The organism is Pseudomonas sp. HMSC065H01 (assembly GCF_001815235.1).
In the GTDB taxonomy this organism is placed as follows: domain Bacteria; phylum Pseudomonadota; class Gammaproteobacteria; order Pseudomonadales; family Pseudomonadaceae; genus Pseudomonas; species Pseudomonas aeruginosa.
In genome coordinates, this window is the sequence record NZ_KV819844.1 from 1 (window position 1) to 16,238 (window position 16,238).

15 protein-coding genes are annotated in these 16,238 nt (G+C 70.4%); 2 read left to right on the forward strand and 13 right to left on the reverse strand.

All coding sequences use genetic code 11. The features are described 5' to 3' along the window. Positions 1-135: 135 nt before the first annotated feature. Genes HMPREF3014_RS04590 through HMPREF3014_RS04600 form a run of 3 tightly spaced genes read right to left on the reverse strand, consistent with a single transcriptional unit; the run spans position 136 to position 3,294 of the window. Positions 136-894 carry an SDR family oxidoreductase gene (locus HMPREF3014_RS04590; protein ID WP_003118507.1) on the reverse strand — a complete coding sequence of 253 codons (759 nt, stop codon included), beginning with the start codon at positions 892-894 and terminating at the stop codon, positions 136-138. Next, entirely contained in the window at positions 879-1,808 is a 930-nt protein-coding gene (locus HMPREF3014_RS04595; RefSeq protein ID WP_073647876.1) for an alpha/beta hydrolase, read from the reverse strand. Before HMPREF3014_RS04595 ends, HMPREF3014_RS04590 begins: the two co-directional genes overlap by 16 nt. Before the next feature lie 10 nt (positions 1,809-1,818). Continuing rightward, positions 1,819-3,294 carry a flavin-containing monooxygenase gene (locus tag HMPREF3014_RS04600; RefSeq protein WP_003107859.1) on the reverse strand — a complete coding sequence of 492 codons (1,476 nt, stop codon included), beginning with the start codon at positions 3,292-3,294 and terminating at the stop codon, positions 1,819-1,821. Positions 3,295-3,440: 146 nt separating this feature from the next. Between HMPREF3014_RS04600 and HMPREF3014_RS04605 the strand changes: the two genes are divergently transcribed. Next, positions 3,441-4,475, forward strand: coding sequence for an AraC family transcriptional regulator (locus tag HMPREF3014_RS04605; protein ID WP_003118509.1), 1,035 nt, complete (start codon positions 3,441-3,443; stop codon positions 4,473-4,475). 148 nt (positions 4,476-4,623) lie between these two features. Continuing rightward, a complete protein-coding gene (locus HMPREF3014_RS04610; protein ID WP_003107935.1) occupies positions 4,624-5,469 on the forward strand; it encodes a CmcJ/NvfI family oxidoreductase in 846 nt (281 codons plus the stop codon). Between the two features lies 1 nt (position 5,470). Here the strand turns inward: HMPREF3014_RS04610 and HMPREF3014_RS04615 are convergent, their stop codons facing one another. From HMPREF3014_RS04615 to HMPREF3014_RS04660, 10 genes are all read right to left on the reverse strand, one after another. Next, positions 5,471-6,427 (reverse strand): FecR family protein, encoded by a 957-nt coding sequence (locus HMPREF3014_RS04615; protein ID WP_003118512.1) that lies wholly within the window; start codon positions 6,425-6,427, stop codon positions 5,471-5,473. After that, on the reverse strand, positions 6,424-6,933 hold the full coding sequence (locus tag HMPREF3014_RS04620; RefSeq protein WP_003107976.1) for a sigma-70 family RNA polymerase sigma factor: 510 nt from the start codon (positions 6,931-6,933) through the stop codon (positions 6,424-6,426). Before HMPREF3014_RS04620 ends, HMPREF3014_RS04615 begins: the two co-directional genes overlap by 4 nt. A gap of 102 nt (positions 6,934-7,035) precedes the next feature. Beyond that, complete coding sequence (locus HMPREF3014_RS04625) at positions 7,036-8,229, reverse strand: MFS transporter (protein ID WP_003120263.1); 1,194 nt, start codon at positions 8,227-8,229, stop codon at positions 7,036-7,038. Further along, positions 8,216-9,499: an MFS transporter gene (locus HMPREF3014_RS04630; RefSeq protein ID WP_003120262.1), complete on the reverse strand. Its 1,284-nt coding sequence runs from the start codon at positions 9,497-9,499 to the stop codon at positions 8,216-8,218. The genes HMPREF3014_RS04625 and HMPREF3014_RS04630 overlap by 14 nt, the downstream gene beginning before the upstream one ends. Further along, positions 9,496-10,575, reverse strand: coding sequence for an LLM class flavin-dependent oxidoreductase (locus tag HMPREF3014_RS04635; RefSeq protein WP_003120261.1), 1,080 nt, complete (start codon positions 10,573-10,575; stop codon positions 9,496-9,498). The genes HMPREF3014_RS04630 and HMPREF3014_RS04635 overlap by 4 nt, the downstream gene beginning before the upstream one ends. 12 nt (positions 10,576-10,587) lie before the next feature. Then, positions 10,588-13,239 (reverse strand): TonB-dependent receptor, encoded by a 2,652-nt coding sequence (locus HMPREF3014_RS04640; protein WP_003118516.1) that lies wholly within the window; start codon positions 13,237-13,239, stop codon positions 10,588-10,590. Between the two features lie 91 nt (positions 13,240-13,330). Next, positions 13,331-14,179, reverse strand: a complete 849-nt coding sequence (locus HMPREF3014_RS04645; protein WP_003105335.1) for a class I SAM-dependent methyltransferase — start codon at positions 14,177-14,179, stop codon at positions 13,331-13,333. After that, a complete protein-coding gene (locus HMPREF3014_RS04650) occupies positions 14,163-14,819 on the reverse strand; it encodes a hypothetical protein (RefSeq protein WP_003118518.1) in 657 nt (218 codons plus the stop codon). Before HMPREF3014_RS04650 ends, HMPREF3014_RS04645 begins: the two co-directional genes overlap by 17 nt. Continuing rightward, complete coding sequence (locus tag HMPREF3014_RS04655) at positions 14,816-15,718, reverse strand: alpha/beta fold hydrolase (protein ID WP_019396433.1); 903 nt, start codon at positions 15,716-15,718, stop codon at positions 14,816-14,818. The genes HMPREF3014_RS04650 and HMPREF3014_RS04655 overlap by 4 nt, the downstream gene beginning before the upstream one ends. Positions 15,719-15,728: 10 nt before the next feature. Continuing rightward, positions 15,729-16,238 carry an aromatic-ring-hydroxylating dioxygenase subunit beta gene (locus HMPREF3014_RS04660; protein ID WP_003088783.1) on the reverse strand — a complete coding sequence of 170 codons (510 nt, stop codon included), beginning with the start codon at positions 16,236-16,238 and terminating at the stop codon, positions 15,729-15,731.

Below are 16,238 nucleotides of genomic sequence, written 5' to 3' on the forward strand. Positions count from 1 at the left end.
GGCGGATAACCGCGAGCGGTTATCCGCCCTACGGAGCTGGAGCGGCAGCCGGCGTTTCCGCAGGCCTGTAGGGCGAATACAGCCACAGGCGGTATCCGCCAATACCCCGGATAAGCGGCGGATAAACGCAAGTGCCTATTCGTCCCGCGACAACCACGCCATCACCGCTCGGTTCACCCACGGCGGAGACAACTGCCCAGCCCAGTACAGCGCCGTGAACAACCCGCCCACCGGCCGGTGTACCCGCCGGCTGTGCGCGTGCCGCCAGGCCGCCTCGGCGATATCCTCGGCGTCCAGTCTCAGCCCCAGGCGACGCAACACCGGCGGCTGGTAGGCCTGCCCGGCGACCATCGGCGTGCGAACGAACGGCGGCATCAGGTCGGCCACACGAATACCGTGGCGGCGCCATTCCAGCTCCAGCGCCTCGGTAAGCCCGCGCACGGCGAACTTCGAGGCCGAGTAGACGGCCATCTCCGGTACGCCATACAGCCCCGATGCCGAGCCCATGTTGAGCACCTGCGCCTGCGGCGTCGCGCGCAGGAACGGAAAGGCCGCGTGACAGCAGTTGAGGACGCCATGCAGGTTGATCGCCAGCAACCGCGCGTGGTCCTCCAGGGCGACCTCTTCGAAGCGGCCGAAACGCAGGACGCCGGCGCAGTTGAACAGCAGGCGCAGGCGGCCATCGGCACAGAACTGCGCAAGCGCCTCGCCGACCACGTCGGGCTCGCTGACGTCCACGGCGCGGTGCCAGGCGCCCGGCAGTTGCGCGGCCAAGCCGCGCAACGCCTCGGCATCGATGTCCAGCAAACCGACCCGCCAGCCCCGGCGGTGGAACAGCCGCGCGCTGGCGGCGCCGATTCCGGAAGCGGCACCACTGATCAGAATGTTCTGCACCTGTCGCCCTCCGCGCTGCATTCGACGACGAACGCGGCCGCCTCGTCCAACGCCCGGTCGGCGCTGGCCAACACGCCGGCATGAGCCTGGAACACGTGCCAGCAACCGGCGTAGCGCTGCAATCGCACCGCGACGCCCTGCTCACCGGCCCGTTGCGCCAGGCGCAGGCTGTCGTCGCGCAGCAGTTCGTCCTCGCCGACCTGTACCAGCAGCGGCGGCAGCCCCGCCAGGTCGGCATGCAGCGGCGACAAGGCGGCCGAGCCTGGCTCCGCGTCGGCCGGCAGCAGCAGGCGCACCGCGCTTTCCAGCCAGGCCCGCGACAGCAGCGGGTCGCCGGCCGCCGGCGTGTGCAGGCGCTGGCAGCCGAGGTCGGTCCAGGGCGAGAACAGCAGCAACCCGGCCGGCAACGGCAAGCCGCACGCCTTCAGCTCCAGGGCCAGGGACAGCGCCAGGTGGCCGCCCGCGGAGTCGCCGGCGAGCAGCAGCCGGCGCGGCGAATGGCCGGCCTCCAGCAATGCCAGGTAGACCGCCAGGGCGTCGTCGCGGGCGGCGGGGAACGGATGTTCCGGGGCGCGCCGGTAGTCCACCGCGCAGACCTCGGCGGCGCAACGCCGGGCCAGGTGCGTGGTGATCGCCCGGTGGGTCGCCGGCGAGCCGATCAGGTAGGCGCCGCCGTGCAGGTAGAGCACCCGGCGCCGCGCCTCCACCCCGCGCGGCCGCAACCACTCGCAGGGCACGCCGGCGAGGCTGCGGCGCTCGCGGACGACGCCGCCGGCGCCCAGCGTCGCCAGGCTCAGCCCGCGCAACACGCCGCGTTGCAGCGCCACTGGCATGGGCGGACGGACCAGCCCGCGGAACAACAGGCGCAGGCAGCCGCGCAGGAGACCGGCGCGCAGGCGTTGCGGCGGCGACATCAGGGGCGCTTCAGCGGGCCAGGTCATAGTCGGCAAGCTCCGGCCGGCGCGTACGCCAGCGATAGACGAAGGTGTAGCCCGGCCAGTTGTTGGTGTTCTTGCCGGCGGCAGTCTTGTACCAGCTGTCGCAGCCACGCTCCCAGACGGTATGGCGCAACCCCTGTTGCACCTCCAGGTTGAAGCGCCGCTGGACCTCGGGCTTCACGTCGAGGTAGCGCAAGCCCTGCTCCTGGAGCTGGCGCAGGCAGCCGAGCACGTAGGGGAACTGGCTTTCCAGCATGTAGACGATGGAGTTGTGGCCGAGGTTGGTGTTCGGCCCGTAAAGGATGAACAGGTTGGGGAAGCCGCTGACGCTGATGCCCTTGTAGGCTTCCGCGCCATCCGCCCAGGCCTGCCGCAGGTCGCGTCCGTCGAGGCCGAGGATGCGCATCGGGGCGAGGAACTCGGTGGCGGCGAAGCCGGTACCGAAGATGATCGCGTCGACCTCGTGCCGGCGGCCGTCACGGCCGACCACGGCGTCTTCGGTGACTTCGCGAATGCCCGTGTCGACCAGTTCGACATTGCTCCTGGCCAGCGCCGGGTAATAGTCGTTGCTGATCAGGATGCGCTTGCAACCCAGCGGGTAGTCGGGAACCAGCCGCGCGCGCAGTTGCGGATCGGCGATCTGCCGGTGCAGGTGACGATGGAAGCTCAGCCGCATCACCTTCATCAGCGCCGGGAAGGTCGCGAAGGCGAGCATCCGCGATTCGTGGTGCAGGTACTTGAGCCCCCGATCCAGGCGTTGCAGCCACGGCCAGCGCGCCTTCAGGCGGCGTTCCCAGTCGGCGTAGGTGCGGTCCGGCTTGGCGATCACGTAAGGCGCGCTGCGCTGGAACAGCGACAGGCGTTGCACCTGCGGGGCGATCCGCGGGACGAACTGGATGGCGCTGGCTCCGGTGCCGATCACCGCGACCCGCTTGCCGGCCAGCTCGACCTCGGCGTCCCAGTTCGCCGAGTGGAACGCCGGACCCTGGAAGCGCTCCAGGCCGGGCAGGCGCGGCAGCAGCGGCCGGCTCAACTGGCCGGTGGCGCAGACCAGGGCCCGTGCGCGCAGCGTCTGGCCATCGGCGCAGCGCACCTGCCATTCGCCGCTGCCGGCGTCGAAACGGGCCTCCTCCACCTCGCAGTGGAAACGGATCTTCTCGCGCAGACGGTACTTGTCCGCGCAATGCCGCAGGTAGTCGAGGATTTCCGCCTGCGGGGCGAACTTGCGCGACCAGTCGGCCTTCGGCTCGAAGGAAAACGAATAGAGATGCGAGGGGACGTCGCAGGCGGCGCCCGGGTAGCGGTTTTCCCGCCAGCAACCGCCGACATCGGCGGCCTTTTCCAGGACCAGATAATCGTCGATGCCTGCCTGTCGCAGGCGGATCGCCAAGCCGAGACCGGCGAAGCCGGCGCCGACCACCAGCACCCGCAAGGGGGCTTCAGGGCGGGACTCGTTGTGCATTGTTGTGCTCCCGTTTGTTGCTTGCCACGCCGTCCGGCGCGATTCCGCCCAGCGGCGGATGGCGGCATCCTAGTTCGCCGGGGCGACTGGCGTTATGGCCGGGCCGGACATAAAGTTGTGATTTTCGGTCAACCTCGGACGCCACCATGCCCACTCCGCCCTGGTCTCCCCGCCGCAGCGCCATCAGCGCGCACCTGCTGATCCAGTTCGGCATCGACCGCGGCCTCGGCCTGGAGCAGTGCCTGGCAGGTAGCGGCCTGGATATCCGCCTGCTCGGCGATCCCTCCGGGGAAATCGACGCGGCCCAGGAACTGAGCGTAGTGCGCAACCTGGTCCGGCACCTGGGCGACGCCTGCGCGCCGGGCCTGGCGGCAGGCCTGCGCTATCACCTCAACGCCTACGGCATCTGGGGCTTCGCCCTGCTCAGCAGCCCGACCTTCCTCAGCGCCGCGCAACTGGGCCTGCGCTACCTCGACCTGACCTTCGCCTTCCATGGCATCCGCCTGGAGGTACACGACGATGAAGCGCACCTGGTGCTCGACGACGCCGGCATTCCCGAGGACCTGCGGATTTTCCTCCTCGAACGCGACGCCGGTGGCGTGCTGCGCATCCAGCGCGACCTCACCGGGCAGCGCCTGCCGATCCTCCGCGCCGGCTTCCGCCGCCCACCGCCCGCCGATCCCGCGCCCTACGTGCGCGAGCTGGGCCTGTGCCCGGCGTTCGGCCAGGCGGACAACCGGGTGGTCTTCGAACGGCGCTTCCTCGACCTCCCGCTGCCCGGCGCCAATCCAGAGGTGGCGCGCGCCTGCGAGGAGCAGTGCCGCGCCCTGCTCGCTCGCCGCCAGGTGCGCGGCGGTCTGGCCGGACGCATCCGCGACCGCTTGCTGAGGACGCCCGGCCACTTGCCGGACATGCAGACCCTGGCCATGGAACTGCACCTCACCGTGCGTACCCTGCGTCGCCGCCTGGACGACGAGGGCAGCAGCTACCGCCTGTTGCTCGACGAGGTGCGCCAGGCCCTCGCCGAAGAGCTGCTGGCCACCGGCGCGATTCGCCTGGAGGAGATCGCCGAGCGCCTCGGCTACGGCGAGGTGTCCAACTTCATCCATGCCTTCAGGCGCTGGAAAGGCATGACGCCGCGCCAGTATCGCCAGCGGCGACGACTCGACGCGATGTCCTGAGCCGCTCCGGGCTTATTCCACGAAGGCAGGACGCCAGCGCTCGATGTTCGTTTCGCCGCCGCCTGCCAGCGGCTAGATTGGCCGTTCACGCGCGGCATCCGGCGGCGCGGCAGCGGAGGCATCTCCGCTGGCAACGGGAGAACGACACATGGGTTGCCAGCAACACGCATGGCCGGCGCACGCGCCGGAGCAGGTCGAGGCCGAGGTCAACTATATCCGCGACAACGGCCAACGGCCGGTCGCCTACACCTATCCGGCCCCTGCCGGGACGCCGCAGCGCAGCGCGCTGTTGCAGCCGACCCGGGTGGCGATCCGCAATGCGCGTCTGCTGGCGCAACCGGCCAGCCTGGAGCGCGAGGGTTTCCAACTGGTGCGCGAGGCGAGCGCGGTGGGCGATTTCGAGGATGAAGCCCAGGTTCGTGAACGCTACTACCCGGAAAGCATCGCCCTGCTCCGCCGCCTGACCGGCGCCGCCGAGGCGGTGATCTTCGACCACACGCTGCGCGTCGACCAGGCCGGGCGCGAAGAACGCGGCCTGCGCGAACCGGTGCGCTACGTGCACAACGACCAGACCCTGCGCTCGGCGCCGCGCCGGGTCCGCGACCACCTGCCGGCGGAACGCGCCGAACGGCGCCTGGCCGGACGCTTCCAGATCGTCAACCTGTGGCGTCCGTTCGGCCACCCGGCGCAGCGCGCGCCGCTGGCGTTGCTGGACGCCCGCAGCCTGGCGTTCGACGACCTGGTGGCCAGTGACCTGGTGTACCGCGACAAGGTGGGCGAAACCTACTCGGTCAAGCCCAACCCGGAGCACCGCTGGTACTACTACCCGCACCTGCTGCCGGAGGAAGCGCTGCTGCTGAAGATCTACGATTCGCGGGAGGACGCGCAGGCCCGCCTCGGCGCGCACACCGCCTTCGACGATCCCTGCACCCCGGCCGATGCGCCGCCGCGGCAGAGTATCGAACTGCGTTGCCTGCTGTTCTTCGACGAATGAGTCAGGCGGGGCGCAGGCTGATCCAGTAGTCGCTGTAGCGCAGCACGCGGATCGGCAGGCTGCGTCCGAGCATGTCCAGGGACGTGTGCATGTCGTCCAGCGGGAACAGACCGCTGACGCGGTTGCCGGCGATCTCCGCGTCGAGCTGGAGGATGCCTGGCAGATAGGGCCGGAAGGCCTCCGCGACCCAGGCCAGGGAGCGGTCGTGGACCTCCAGCCAGCCGCTGGCCCAGGCATCCTCTCCGGCCTGCATCGGGCCCTGTTCGAGCAGGCCGCCGGCATCGAACAGCAGGCTACGTCGTGCCGCCACCGCCAGCTGGCGTCCCTCGCCGGTGGTCAGCCGCGCGCTGCCGCGCAGGGTCACCAGGCGGATCGCCCCGCGCTCCTCGGCCAGTAGCAGGCTGCCGCTGGCGCAGTCCACCCGTCCGGCGGCGCAGTCGAGGGCGAAGGCGCCGCGCGGGTCCTCCTTCACTTCCAGGCGCATCGCGCCGCGCCGCAGCTCCAGGCGTCGCTGGGCGCCGTCGAGCAGCGGTCGCGCCTTGCTCCGCGCGTTCAGGCGCAGGCGGCTGCCGTCGGCCAGCAACCAGTCGCGGCGCTCGCCGGTGCCGGTCGCCAGTTCGCCGGGCAGACCCATGCCGGCCTGGACCCAGCGCTCCAGGCCGGCGCCGCCGGCGAGCAGGACGAACAGCCCGAGGGCGCCGCCGACGAAGCGCCGGCGGCTCGACGGCTGCTCCAGGGCACGCAGCACGGTAGCGCTCGGCTGGCCGCGCCAGGGCGAGTCCTGTAGCGGCGCGAGGCTGCCAAGCAGTTGCCGGAACACCTCGGCATGCTCGCTCGACAGCGCCTTCCAGCGTTCCAGGGCATCGCCCTCGGCGGCGCTGAAGTCGCCGGATTGCAGGCGCACCATCCATTCGATGGCCTCCTCGACGATGCGTTGCCGTTCCGGCTTCTCGCTCATTCCTGGAATCCCCGGTAGCAGCAGTGCAAGGCATCCTTCATCAACTGGTGGATGCGCCCCAGGGACAATCCGAGGCGTTCGCCGATCTGCACGTAGGTCAGGCCTTCCAGCTGGCTCATCAGGAACACTGCCCTGGCCTGCCCGGACAGGCCGTCGAGCAGGCGGTCGATGGCTTGCAGGCTCTCGATCAGCATCCACTGCTCGTGAGGCGACGGCTGCACCGCCTCCGGCGCCTCGGCGAGGATCTGCAGGTAGGCGCGCTCCAGGTCCTTGCGCCGCCAGCTCTCGTACATCAGGCGTTGCGCGATGGTCGCGAGGAACGCCCGCGGCGAGCGGATCGACGCCGGGTCGGGGAGCATCCAGACCTGCAGGAAGGCCTCGGCGGCGAGGTCTTCGGCGCTGTGGCTACAGCCGGTCTGGTAGGACAGCTTCTTGCACAGCCAGTCGTAGTTCTGCTGGAACAACTGGGCGATCAGGGTGTTCTTGATGGAGCCTTGGCTATCCATGGTAAGCGTTCGCTGCTGGCAGGCCACGCCACGGATAGCGGTAGTGAGCCTGGAGGTTGAGGAACGGCGCCCGGGGCTGTTCCCGTGGCGCGCGGTAGGGAATCAATCGAGGCGCTCCCGGCAGTCCGCCGTGCCCGCCGGCCGCTGCGCGGACAGCCAGCCGCAGGCGGCGGCGCCGAGGATCAGCGCGGCGCCCCACCAGGGGAGCGCGCGCACCGCCACCTGGTCCACCAGGATCGCGCCGATGAAGGCGCCCAGGGCCACGCCGAGCTGGATCGCGCTGGTGTTGAGGCTGATCTGGATCGCCGCGGTGTCCGGGCTGAGTTCCACCAGGTATTTCTGGATCGCCGGCCCCGGCGCCATGTTGAACACGCACCAGAACACCACCGCGCCCAGCAGCAGCGGCAGGCCGCCGGTGGCGAACGGCAGCAGGACCAGGGCCAGTGCGTGCAGGAGCAGGAAGGCGACGAAGGTGGCCGGCCCCGGCCAGCGGTCGGCGGCGCGTCCGCCGAGCAGCGCGCCGAGGATGCCGCCGCCCCCGTAGACCAGCAGGACCAGGCTGATGGTCGGTTTGTCGAGGGCCATGCTGCCGACCAGGAACGGCACGATGTAGGTGTAGACGGTGAACTGGCCGGTCATCTGCAACAGCGATGCCAGGTGGGCGAACGGCACCCGGCCCCGGGCCAGCGCCCGCAGTTGCTCCGCCGGGGCGATGCCGGGCGCGCCGCGGATGGCCGGCAGCAGGCGCAGGAGCAGCGGCAGGCCGAGCAACGCGACCCCGGCGAGCAGCAGGAACAGGCTACGCCAGCCCCAGAACTCGCCGATCAGGGTGCCCAGCGGTACGCCCAGCACCAGCGAGGCGACGATGCCGGCGAACACCAGACCGATCGCTCGGCCGCGCCGTTCCGGCGCGACAATGGCCACCGCCAGGGTGATCGCCACCACCACGATGACCGAGGCGCTGGCCGCCACCAGCAGCCGGCTCGCCAGCAACAGGGCGAAGCTCGGCGCGGCGGCGCTGGCCAGGTTGGCGCCGATGAACGCCAGCAGCGCGCCGGCCAGCAGGCGGCGGCGCTCGATACCGGCGCTGAGGTAGACCAGCAGCGGGCCGAGCAGCGCATAGACCAGCGCGTACAGGCTCATCAGCAACCCGGCCCGGCCCTGGCTGACGGCGAAACTGGCGGCCAGTTCGTCGAGCACCCCGGCCACCACCAGTTCCACCGTGCCGACCACGAAGGCCAGTCCGGCCAGCAGCCAGACGCCGACCTCCGCCCTGCTCCGTTCAGTCTCGCCCATGGCTGCGTGCCTCCCCGTCGATGGCGTAGCGATAGCGCCCGAGCATGACCAGCAGCCCTGCCGCCACGCCGAACGCGCCGAGCAGGACCAGCGTCGAGCCCGCGTAGGAGCCCGCGCGGTCGTAGAAGTAACCCAGCAGCCAGGACCCCAGGCTGATGGCGATGGCGAAGGTGAAGGGCTGGATCGAGCCATAGATCACGCTGAAATGGCGCAGGCCGAAGTAGCGGCTGACGAAGTACTGGGTGGTGCCGGTCTCGCCGCCGGCGCCCAGGCCGATCAGGAACACCGCGCCCCAGAGCAGCGCCGGCGGTCCGCCAAGGAGCAGGAGCAGCAGCCCGAGCGCCGCCAGCAGGGCGAACGGCAAGGCGATGCGCGGGGTGTCGTAGCGGTCCAGCAGGTAGCCCAGCGCCGGTTGCGAAACGATCATGCCGACCCACAGCGCCGCCAGCACGTCGGTGGCGACTTCCCGCGACAGGCCGCGCTCCTGCAACAGCGGCACGCCATGCACCATCACGCCAGTGACGGCGAACACGCCGAGGATCAGGTTGCCGACGATCAGCCAGAAGTCCGCCGAGCGCCAGGCCTGGCCTGGCGTCGCTCCGGGCAGCGCGTCGGCTGGCGGGCGCCGCGCCTGCGGCAGGTCGCCGGGTCGCTCGCGGAACAACGCATAGAGCAGCGGCAGCGCCAGGAGGCCTTCGAGCAGGCCATAGACGAGGAAGGTGGCGCGCCAGCCGAAGGCGTCGATGCAGGCGCTGCCCAGGTACAGCGCCAGCGGCCCGCCGACGCCGAAGCCGAGTCCGAGGATGCCGTAGGCCGCGCCGCGACGACGCTCGAACCAGCCGCCGAGAATCCGCGCATAGGGAATGTTGCCCGGCGTCAGCAGGCCGAGCAGCGCGAACAGCAGGTATAGCTGCCAGCCGCTGCGCGCCAGCGCCAGGCTGGCCAGGCACAGGGCCAGCGCGGCGGTCAGCGGCAGGACCAGGGCGCGCGCGCCCCAGCGATCCACCAGCCAGCCCTTCAGCGGGCTACTCAGGGCTACCGCCAGGCCCAGCAGGGTCACCGGCAGCGCCGACTGGCCGCGGTCCCAGTCCAGGTCGGCGGCGATCGGCTCGATGAACAGCGAGAAGCTGCTGATCACCAGCCCGGTGGGGCCGAAGATCACCCCCACTACCGAGGCCAGCAGCACCCCACAACTGGCCACGCCGAACTCGCCGACGCCAGGCGCCGCCGGCGCGACGTCCTCCATGGCCTCGCGGGCGACGCCGCTCATGCGTCGCGCCTCAGGCGCTCGATCAGTTGGCGGCGCAAGCGGATGTCCTCGGCGTTCTCGGTGGTGGCCTCAAGCTGGACGATCTCGATGCCGGCGCGATGAAAGGCCAGGATCTGTTCCGCCACCTCGCCGACGCTGCCCACCAGCACCCCGGCGAAGCTGCGCTGCACGGTATTCGCCACCCATTCGCGCAAGGCCTCCGGCTCCAGCCGGGCGAGCCGGTCGCGCTCGCCGTCGCGGGCGACCTGCGGCGATGCCGCCAGTTCGTCGAGGGGCCGTGCCAGAAGCAGTTCGAAAGCGGCCTGGCGGTAGTGCTCGGCGATGTCCAGGGCCGCCGCCGGACTGTCGCCGAGGATCACCTGGAAGTGCTTCCAGAACTTCAGCCGCCGTCCCTGCTCCGCCGCCTCCTCGTTCAGCCTGCGCTTGAGCTCCGCGGTCTGCGTGGGGCTGGCGAAGTGGCCGGCGTAGACGTCGGCGAAGCGCACCGCCAGGCGTTGTGCCTGCGCCGAGGAGCCGCCAACGGATAGCGGCGGGCGCGGCCGCTGGATCGGCAGGAAGCCGCTGCCGGCGTCCTCCAGCCGGTAGAACTCGCCGTGGTAGTCGAAGGGTTCGCGGCTTTCCAGGGCGCGGGTGAAGACCTCCAGGTACTCCACGGCGCGCCGGTAGCGTTCGTCCTTGTCGGCGAAGTCGCCGTCGCGGCGCACGTCGGCGTCGCTGGAGCCGATCACCAGGTGTACGCCGGCGCGCCCGTTGGACAGGCCGTCGAGAGTGGCCAGGGCGCGCGCGGCAACGGTCGGCTGGGCGCTCCCCGGTCGGTGCGCGACGGTGGCGCGCAGGCGCGGCGCCGCGGCCAAAGCCCAGCCGGCGACCAGCCAGGGGTCGGGCCAGGCAGCGGAAACGGTGAACAGCGCGCCGTCGAGGCCGTCCGCCTCTTCCAGGCGGGCCTTCTGCTGGATGTCGAAGGCGCTCACCGCGCGACTGCGGGTGTCCGGCAGGAAACGCGCGGCCTGGCGGGCGAAGGCACTGTCGCCGATGACCGCGGAGGCGCGCACGCCGCCGCGCAGTTCGATGCTCATGGTTCGTCCTCCTTAGAAGGTGTAGGCCGCGCCGAGGTAGTAGAAGGCGCCGTTGAAGCTGATCTGCGAGGCATAGGTGTCGTACTGGTTGAAGCCGAGGTAGGCGCTCTCGGCCGGCAGCTTGTCGGGCTTCACGTCGAACAGATTGTTGGCCCCGGCGCTCAGGGTCAGGTTGCGGCTCGCCGCATAGCGCAGGGCAACGTCGGTGATGTACTTGGGCGAGTTCTCGAAGCGGTTGAAGACCGTGGTCGAATAGGCATGCTCGCCGGTGTAGTAGTCCAGTTCGGAAACCGTCTTGCTGTAGCGCGTTTCGCGCAGGGTCAGGCCCCAGCGCCGGTAGCTCCAGTCGGCCTGCAGGCTGACCTGGCTGCGCGGCGTGGAGCTGGTGATCCAGGCCTGCTGCTGGTCGTTGAGCAGCGGCTGGCCGTTGCGCCCGCGATGATTCCTGACCAGCTTCGTGCGATTGACGTTGGCGCCCAGGCGCCAGTCGATCCGGCCCCACTCGCCGAGCCGGGTCAGGTAGCTGGCGGTGAGGTCGAGGCCGTGGGTACGGGTGTCGGCGCCGTTGGTCATGTAGTGGGTGCTGACCTGGGTCAGTCCGGCCGGGATGCTGATCCCGCCGGCGCGCAGCGCATCGATCGCCGGCTGTCCGGAATAGGTGGCACCGTCGACGATGCGGTCGCGGATCTCGATGCGATAGGCGTCGATGGCCAGGTTCAGGTCCGGCAAGGGATCGAGCACCAGGCCGAGGTTGTAGCTGATCGATTTTTCCGGCTCCAGGTCTTCGGCGCCGAGCAGCCTGGCCGCCGGCGAGTTGACCGCCAGCAGGCCGCTGGCGATGGTCGGCGAGACGCCCAGGCTTGTGTAGTTCTCCTGGGCCAGCGACGGCGCGCGGAAGCCGCTGCTGAGACTGGCCCGCGCCGATACCTCGGGGCTGAAGCGGTAGCGGCTGGCGAGCTTGCCGTTGGTGGTGCTGCCGAAGTCGCTGTAGTGCTCGTAGCGCGCCGCCGTCTCCAGTTGCCAGCGCTCGTCGAGGGCGATGGACAGGTCGAGATAGGCGCCGAGCACGTCGCGGCTCCACTGTCCGGCGGTGGCCGGCGCCTGCCCGGGGAGTGCCTTGGAACCGCCGTTGTAGTAGGACCAGGGATCGCCGGCCTCGACCTCGTAGAGCTCGCGGCGCTGCTCCAGGCCCCAGGAGAAATTCAGCGGCGCCGGCAGCCAGGCGAGGTCGAAGTCGCGGCGCAGGTCGAGATTGTTGGTCCACTGGGTGGCCTTGTAGCGCGCCAGGTCGAAGGAGCGCGGCGAATCGCCGGTCTCGCCGTAGAGGGCGAGGTTGATCGAATGGTCCATGCCGATCTCCGGGCGGTCGGCACCGTAGGTCGAACTGAGGTCCCAGTCCCAGGCGCCGAACAGCTCGCCGCCACGGGCGCCGAGGGTCAGCGAATAGTCGTCCTCGTCGCTGGTGATGCGCGGGGTGAAGCCGTTCGGATAGAGTCGCGGCGCCAGGGACGGCAACTGGTAGATCTGCGCCGAGGACACCGAGCGATGGGTATAGGTGGCGAAGCTGTACAGCTCGACGTTGTCGTCCAGCGCCACGCCGGCGTTGTAGGCCAGCGCCTGGCGGTGCAGCGAAGGGTCGCCGATGGACGGGTTGCCGTAGTGCCCGGTACGCTGGTCGATGCCGGCGCGGATGGTCCGCGCCTGTTCGCGGAACTGCGCGCTGAGGTTGAGGAAACCGCTCTCGCCGAAACGCAGGCCGCCATTCACCCCGCCGTTCTGGGTCAGGCCGTCGCCATCGCCGTAGCGACCGTTGTCGTAGGCGAGCCGGCCGCCGTGGTCGGCCGACTTGAGGATGACGTTGATCACCCCGGCGATGGCGTCCGAGCCGTACTGCGCCGAGGCGCCGTCGCGCAGCACCTCGATGCGCTCGATGGCGGCGAGCGGGATGGTATCCAGGTCGACCCCGGTGGAGCCGCTCTGCAGCCCGCCGCTGACATTGATGTTGGCGGTCTCGTGACGGCGCTTGCCGTTCACCAGCACCAGCACGTGGTTGGGACTCAGGCCGCGCAGCGACTGCGCGTTGGTCAGCGCCGAAGCGTTGTAGGCCTGGGCCTGGCGCGACAGCGAGGGCAGCAGGCGCACCAGGGCGTCGCGCAGGTCGCCGCTGCCACTGTCGCGCAATTGCTCGGCGCTGACCACATCGATCGGTGCCAGGCTCTCGCCGGCCTTGACATCGGCCTTGCGGGTGCCGGTGACCACCACCGTGGCCAGGGTCCCGGCGGGCTTCGCCGCCGGCAGCGCGGCATCCGGCGCCGTGGCGCGTTGCAGGCTGAGCACGCCGGCGGCGCTGCGGATGTATTCCAGGCCGCTGCCCTGCAAGGCCCGCTGCAGCGCCTGCTCGACGCTGTAGGAGCCCTGGATCGCCGGTGCCGGCAGGCCCTCCACCAGGTGCTGGTCGAAGGCGATCGGGGTGCGACTCTGGCGGACTATGCTCAGCAGTACCTGGGCCAGTTCGCCGGCCGGGATGTCGAAGCGCTGGATCTCGGCGCTGCTGGTGGCGCGGACCTCCTCTGCCGCCGACTCGCCGGGCTGGCCAAGGCAGGCCAGGCCGACCGCGCAGAGCACGGGGACAAGTCGAAGACGTGGCGAACGCGGGTTGGACATGGTCGGTTCATCCTTGATCGGTTGCGGATGCCACCGAGTGCAATTGCCCGTACCGATTTTCAGCCGCGCGGCAGACCGATTGCGCATAAGGTTATGCCTCGCCCTCCCGAGCCCGGCAGCGCCAGACACTGACCGGGATTTCGCTGACCTGTCCGTCGGCCTGCATGCGCCGCTCGGCGATCCGCCCGAGGCGGACGAAGAATTCCTCCAGGCGCGTCGCCGGCACCAGCGGTGCGAAATAGGTGCCGAAGGTGGCGGCGTGGAAACGCTGGTATTCGGCGGAGTCGGCGACACGCAGGACCGCCGGGCGGGAGACGATGGAGTCGACCCGGAAGTGTCGTTCGACGCGTTCGCGCAACGCCTCCCGGCCACGGGTGCGGGTGCCCATCGGCAGCAGCCCGGCTTCCGCGTAGAGCGCCGCCACCCGTTCCGGCGCAGCCAGGCCCATCTCGACCAGGGCCTGGGCGACCAGGTCGTCCTCGCCGCCGAGGCCATCCTCGGCGAACGGATGGTGCGAGGTGAACAGGAATACCCCCTGCGCCTCGAGGTGCCGCGCGACCCACCGGAACAGCCGCTCTTCATCGGGATACAGCCAGTGCAGCACGGCGGTCATGCTGATCAGCTCGAAGCGTTCCGCCAGCGGCGGCAGGTCGAGCAGGTCGCCCTCCAGCAGACGCGCCTCGACGCCAGCCCCGCGCAACTGCGCGCGCGCCTGCTCCAGGCGTAGCGGCGAACGCTCGATGCCCCACAACCGTTGCAGGCCGGGCCAGCGCCGGGCGCCGCCGAGCAGCAGCGAGCCGATGCCGCAGCCGAGATCGAGCAGGCTGCGCGGCTCGATGCCGGCGCGGTCGAGCACCCAGTCCTGGTCGCGACGTTGCAGCAGTTCGCTGGAATCCTGGTAGCCGTCCAGGCTGCGCGCCTGTTCAATGATCGCGTTCATGTACGCCTGCTCCTTGGTTGAGGCTGTCCGCCGTGATGGTCCATACGCAGCCGTGGCCTTGCGGCTCTTCGTAGAGCCGCCAGTCGGCGCGGCAATCGCTGGCGGCGACGAACGCCGACAGCAGCTTGGTGCAATAGGTGCAGGCCGACTCCAGGGTGATCGGCACGCCTCGGGCGCGGGCGCGCTCGCGGTAGTCCCAGATCGCGCAGTGACGGTTGTGGAATACCGCGCGCCCGTCAGCCTCGGCCTGCACCTCGAAACGCGAACCGTAGAGCGCGGCCTGGCGTGCCAGACGGTCGGCGGCGCTGGCCGGATCGCCCCGCCCCGCCGGTTCCAGCGCGCGATAGATCCGCGCGGTGGCGCGCGCCCAGTCGTCGAGCCGGTAATCCGCCGGGCGCGCGACGATGAACTGTTCGATCAGCGCCTGGGCGCGGAAGAACACCGCCTGCCAGGCTTCGGCGCGCAGGTCGTCGGTCGCCGGCAGATCGGCGAATATCCGCGCGCTGGTCGCCACCCAGTCCCCCAGGTCTTCACGCCGATGGCGCTCGGCGACGTAGGCGGACATCGCCGCGTGCACCTCGAACACCCGCTGTCGCCAGAGCGTCGCCTGCGCCGCCGGATCGCGTTCGACGGCGCTCATCGGAGCGCCTCCCGGTGGCTGGCGAGAAACCCCAGCAGGTGCTCCAGCACGGCGTCCGGCGCGTCCTCGGGAAGCATGTGGCTGGCGCCGATGGCGGCGCCCTCGACCTGCCCGGCCCAGGTCTTCCAGATTTCCAGCGGATGCTGCCCGGCGGCGTAGGGGCGCTCCTGCCAGAGCACCTGGACCGGGCATTGCAGGCGCCGGCCGGCGTCGCGATCGGCCTGGTCGGCGTCGGCATCGACGCCCACCGCGGCCCGGTAGTCCTCGCACATCGCATGGCGCACGGCGGGGTCGCGGAACGCCCGGCGGTAACTTTCCAGCGCCTGCGGGTGGTAGATGTCGCGGCCCTGGGCCATGCGTCGCAGGGTGTAGTCGAGGAAGTGCTCCGGATCGGCGCCGATCAGGCGCTCCGGCAGGTCGTACGGCTGGGCGAGGAGGAACCAGTGATAGGCGTTGAGGGCGAAGGCCTTGTTCACCGCGGCCCAGTTGTCGAGGATCGGCACCACGGTCAGCGAGACGAAGGCCGCGACCGCTTGCGGATGGTCCAGCGCCAGGCGATAGCCGACCCGCGCGCCGCGGTCGTGGCCGATCACCGCGAAGCGTTCGAAGCCTAGCTGGCCCATCGTTTCCAGTTGGTCGCGGGCCAGCGCGGCCTTGGAATAGTCGGCGCCCTCCTCGTCCAGCGCCCGCGATTCGCCATAGCCGCGCAGGTCGGCGAGGACCACGCTGTAGTCCTCGGCCAGGCGCGGAGCGATGCGATGCCAGGCCAGGTGGGTCTGCGGATAGCCATGCAACAGCAGCAGCGGCGGGCCGCTGCCCTTCACGGCGACGCGGAGGCGCGCGGCGGAGGTGTGCAGGGTCAGGTAGTCGAAGCCGGGCAGCAACGGATCGGTGCTCATGGGCGGCGCCTCACAGAATGATGCTGATGCGCCGCTGGGCGCTGATGGTCTCGTGGTCCAGGCGGATCTCCCGCGAGACGATGCGCAAGCCCTCGGGACCGTCGCGCAGGACATGACTGGCTTCGCCGACGAAGTTCCAGGCCTCGCGGTTGCGGAACTGATGGACGACGAAGTTGCTGCGGCTGCTGACCAGTTCGCCCTCGACCCGCTTCAGCCGCACGTTGCCCACCAGGCGGCGGGTGCGCGAGCGCGGCTGCTCCATCCAGGTATGCCCGCCGAGGATGCTGTCGACCCGCTCGCGCAGGCGCACGTGGTCGTCGTCGATGATGTACAGGCTGTCCTCCGGCGCCTGGCCGGCCAGTTGCTCCTGTAAGGGCAGCACCCGGTAGCGTGCGGCGCGCTCGAACAGCGCGAACCAGGTATCCAGCAGGCGGTCGTCGAGCAGCTCGGCTTCGGCGACGAGGAAATCGCTGACCCGCGCCAGCAGGTCGCTGTCGGGACGGGACAAGGCAAGGCTCAT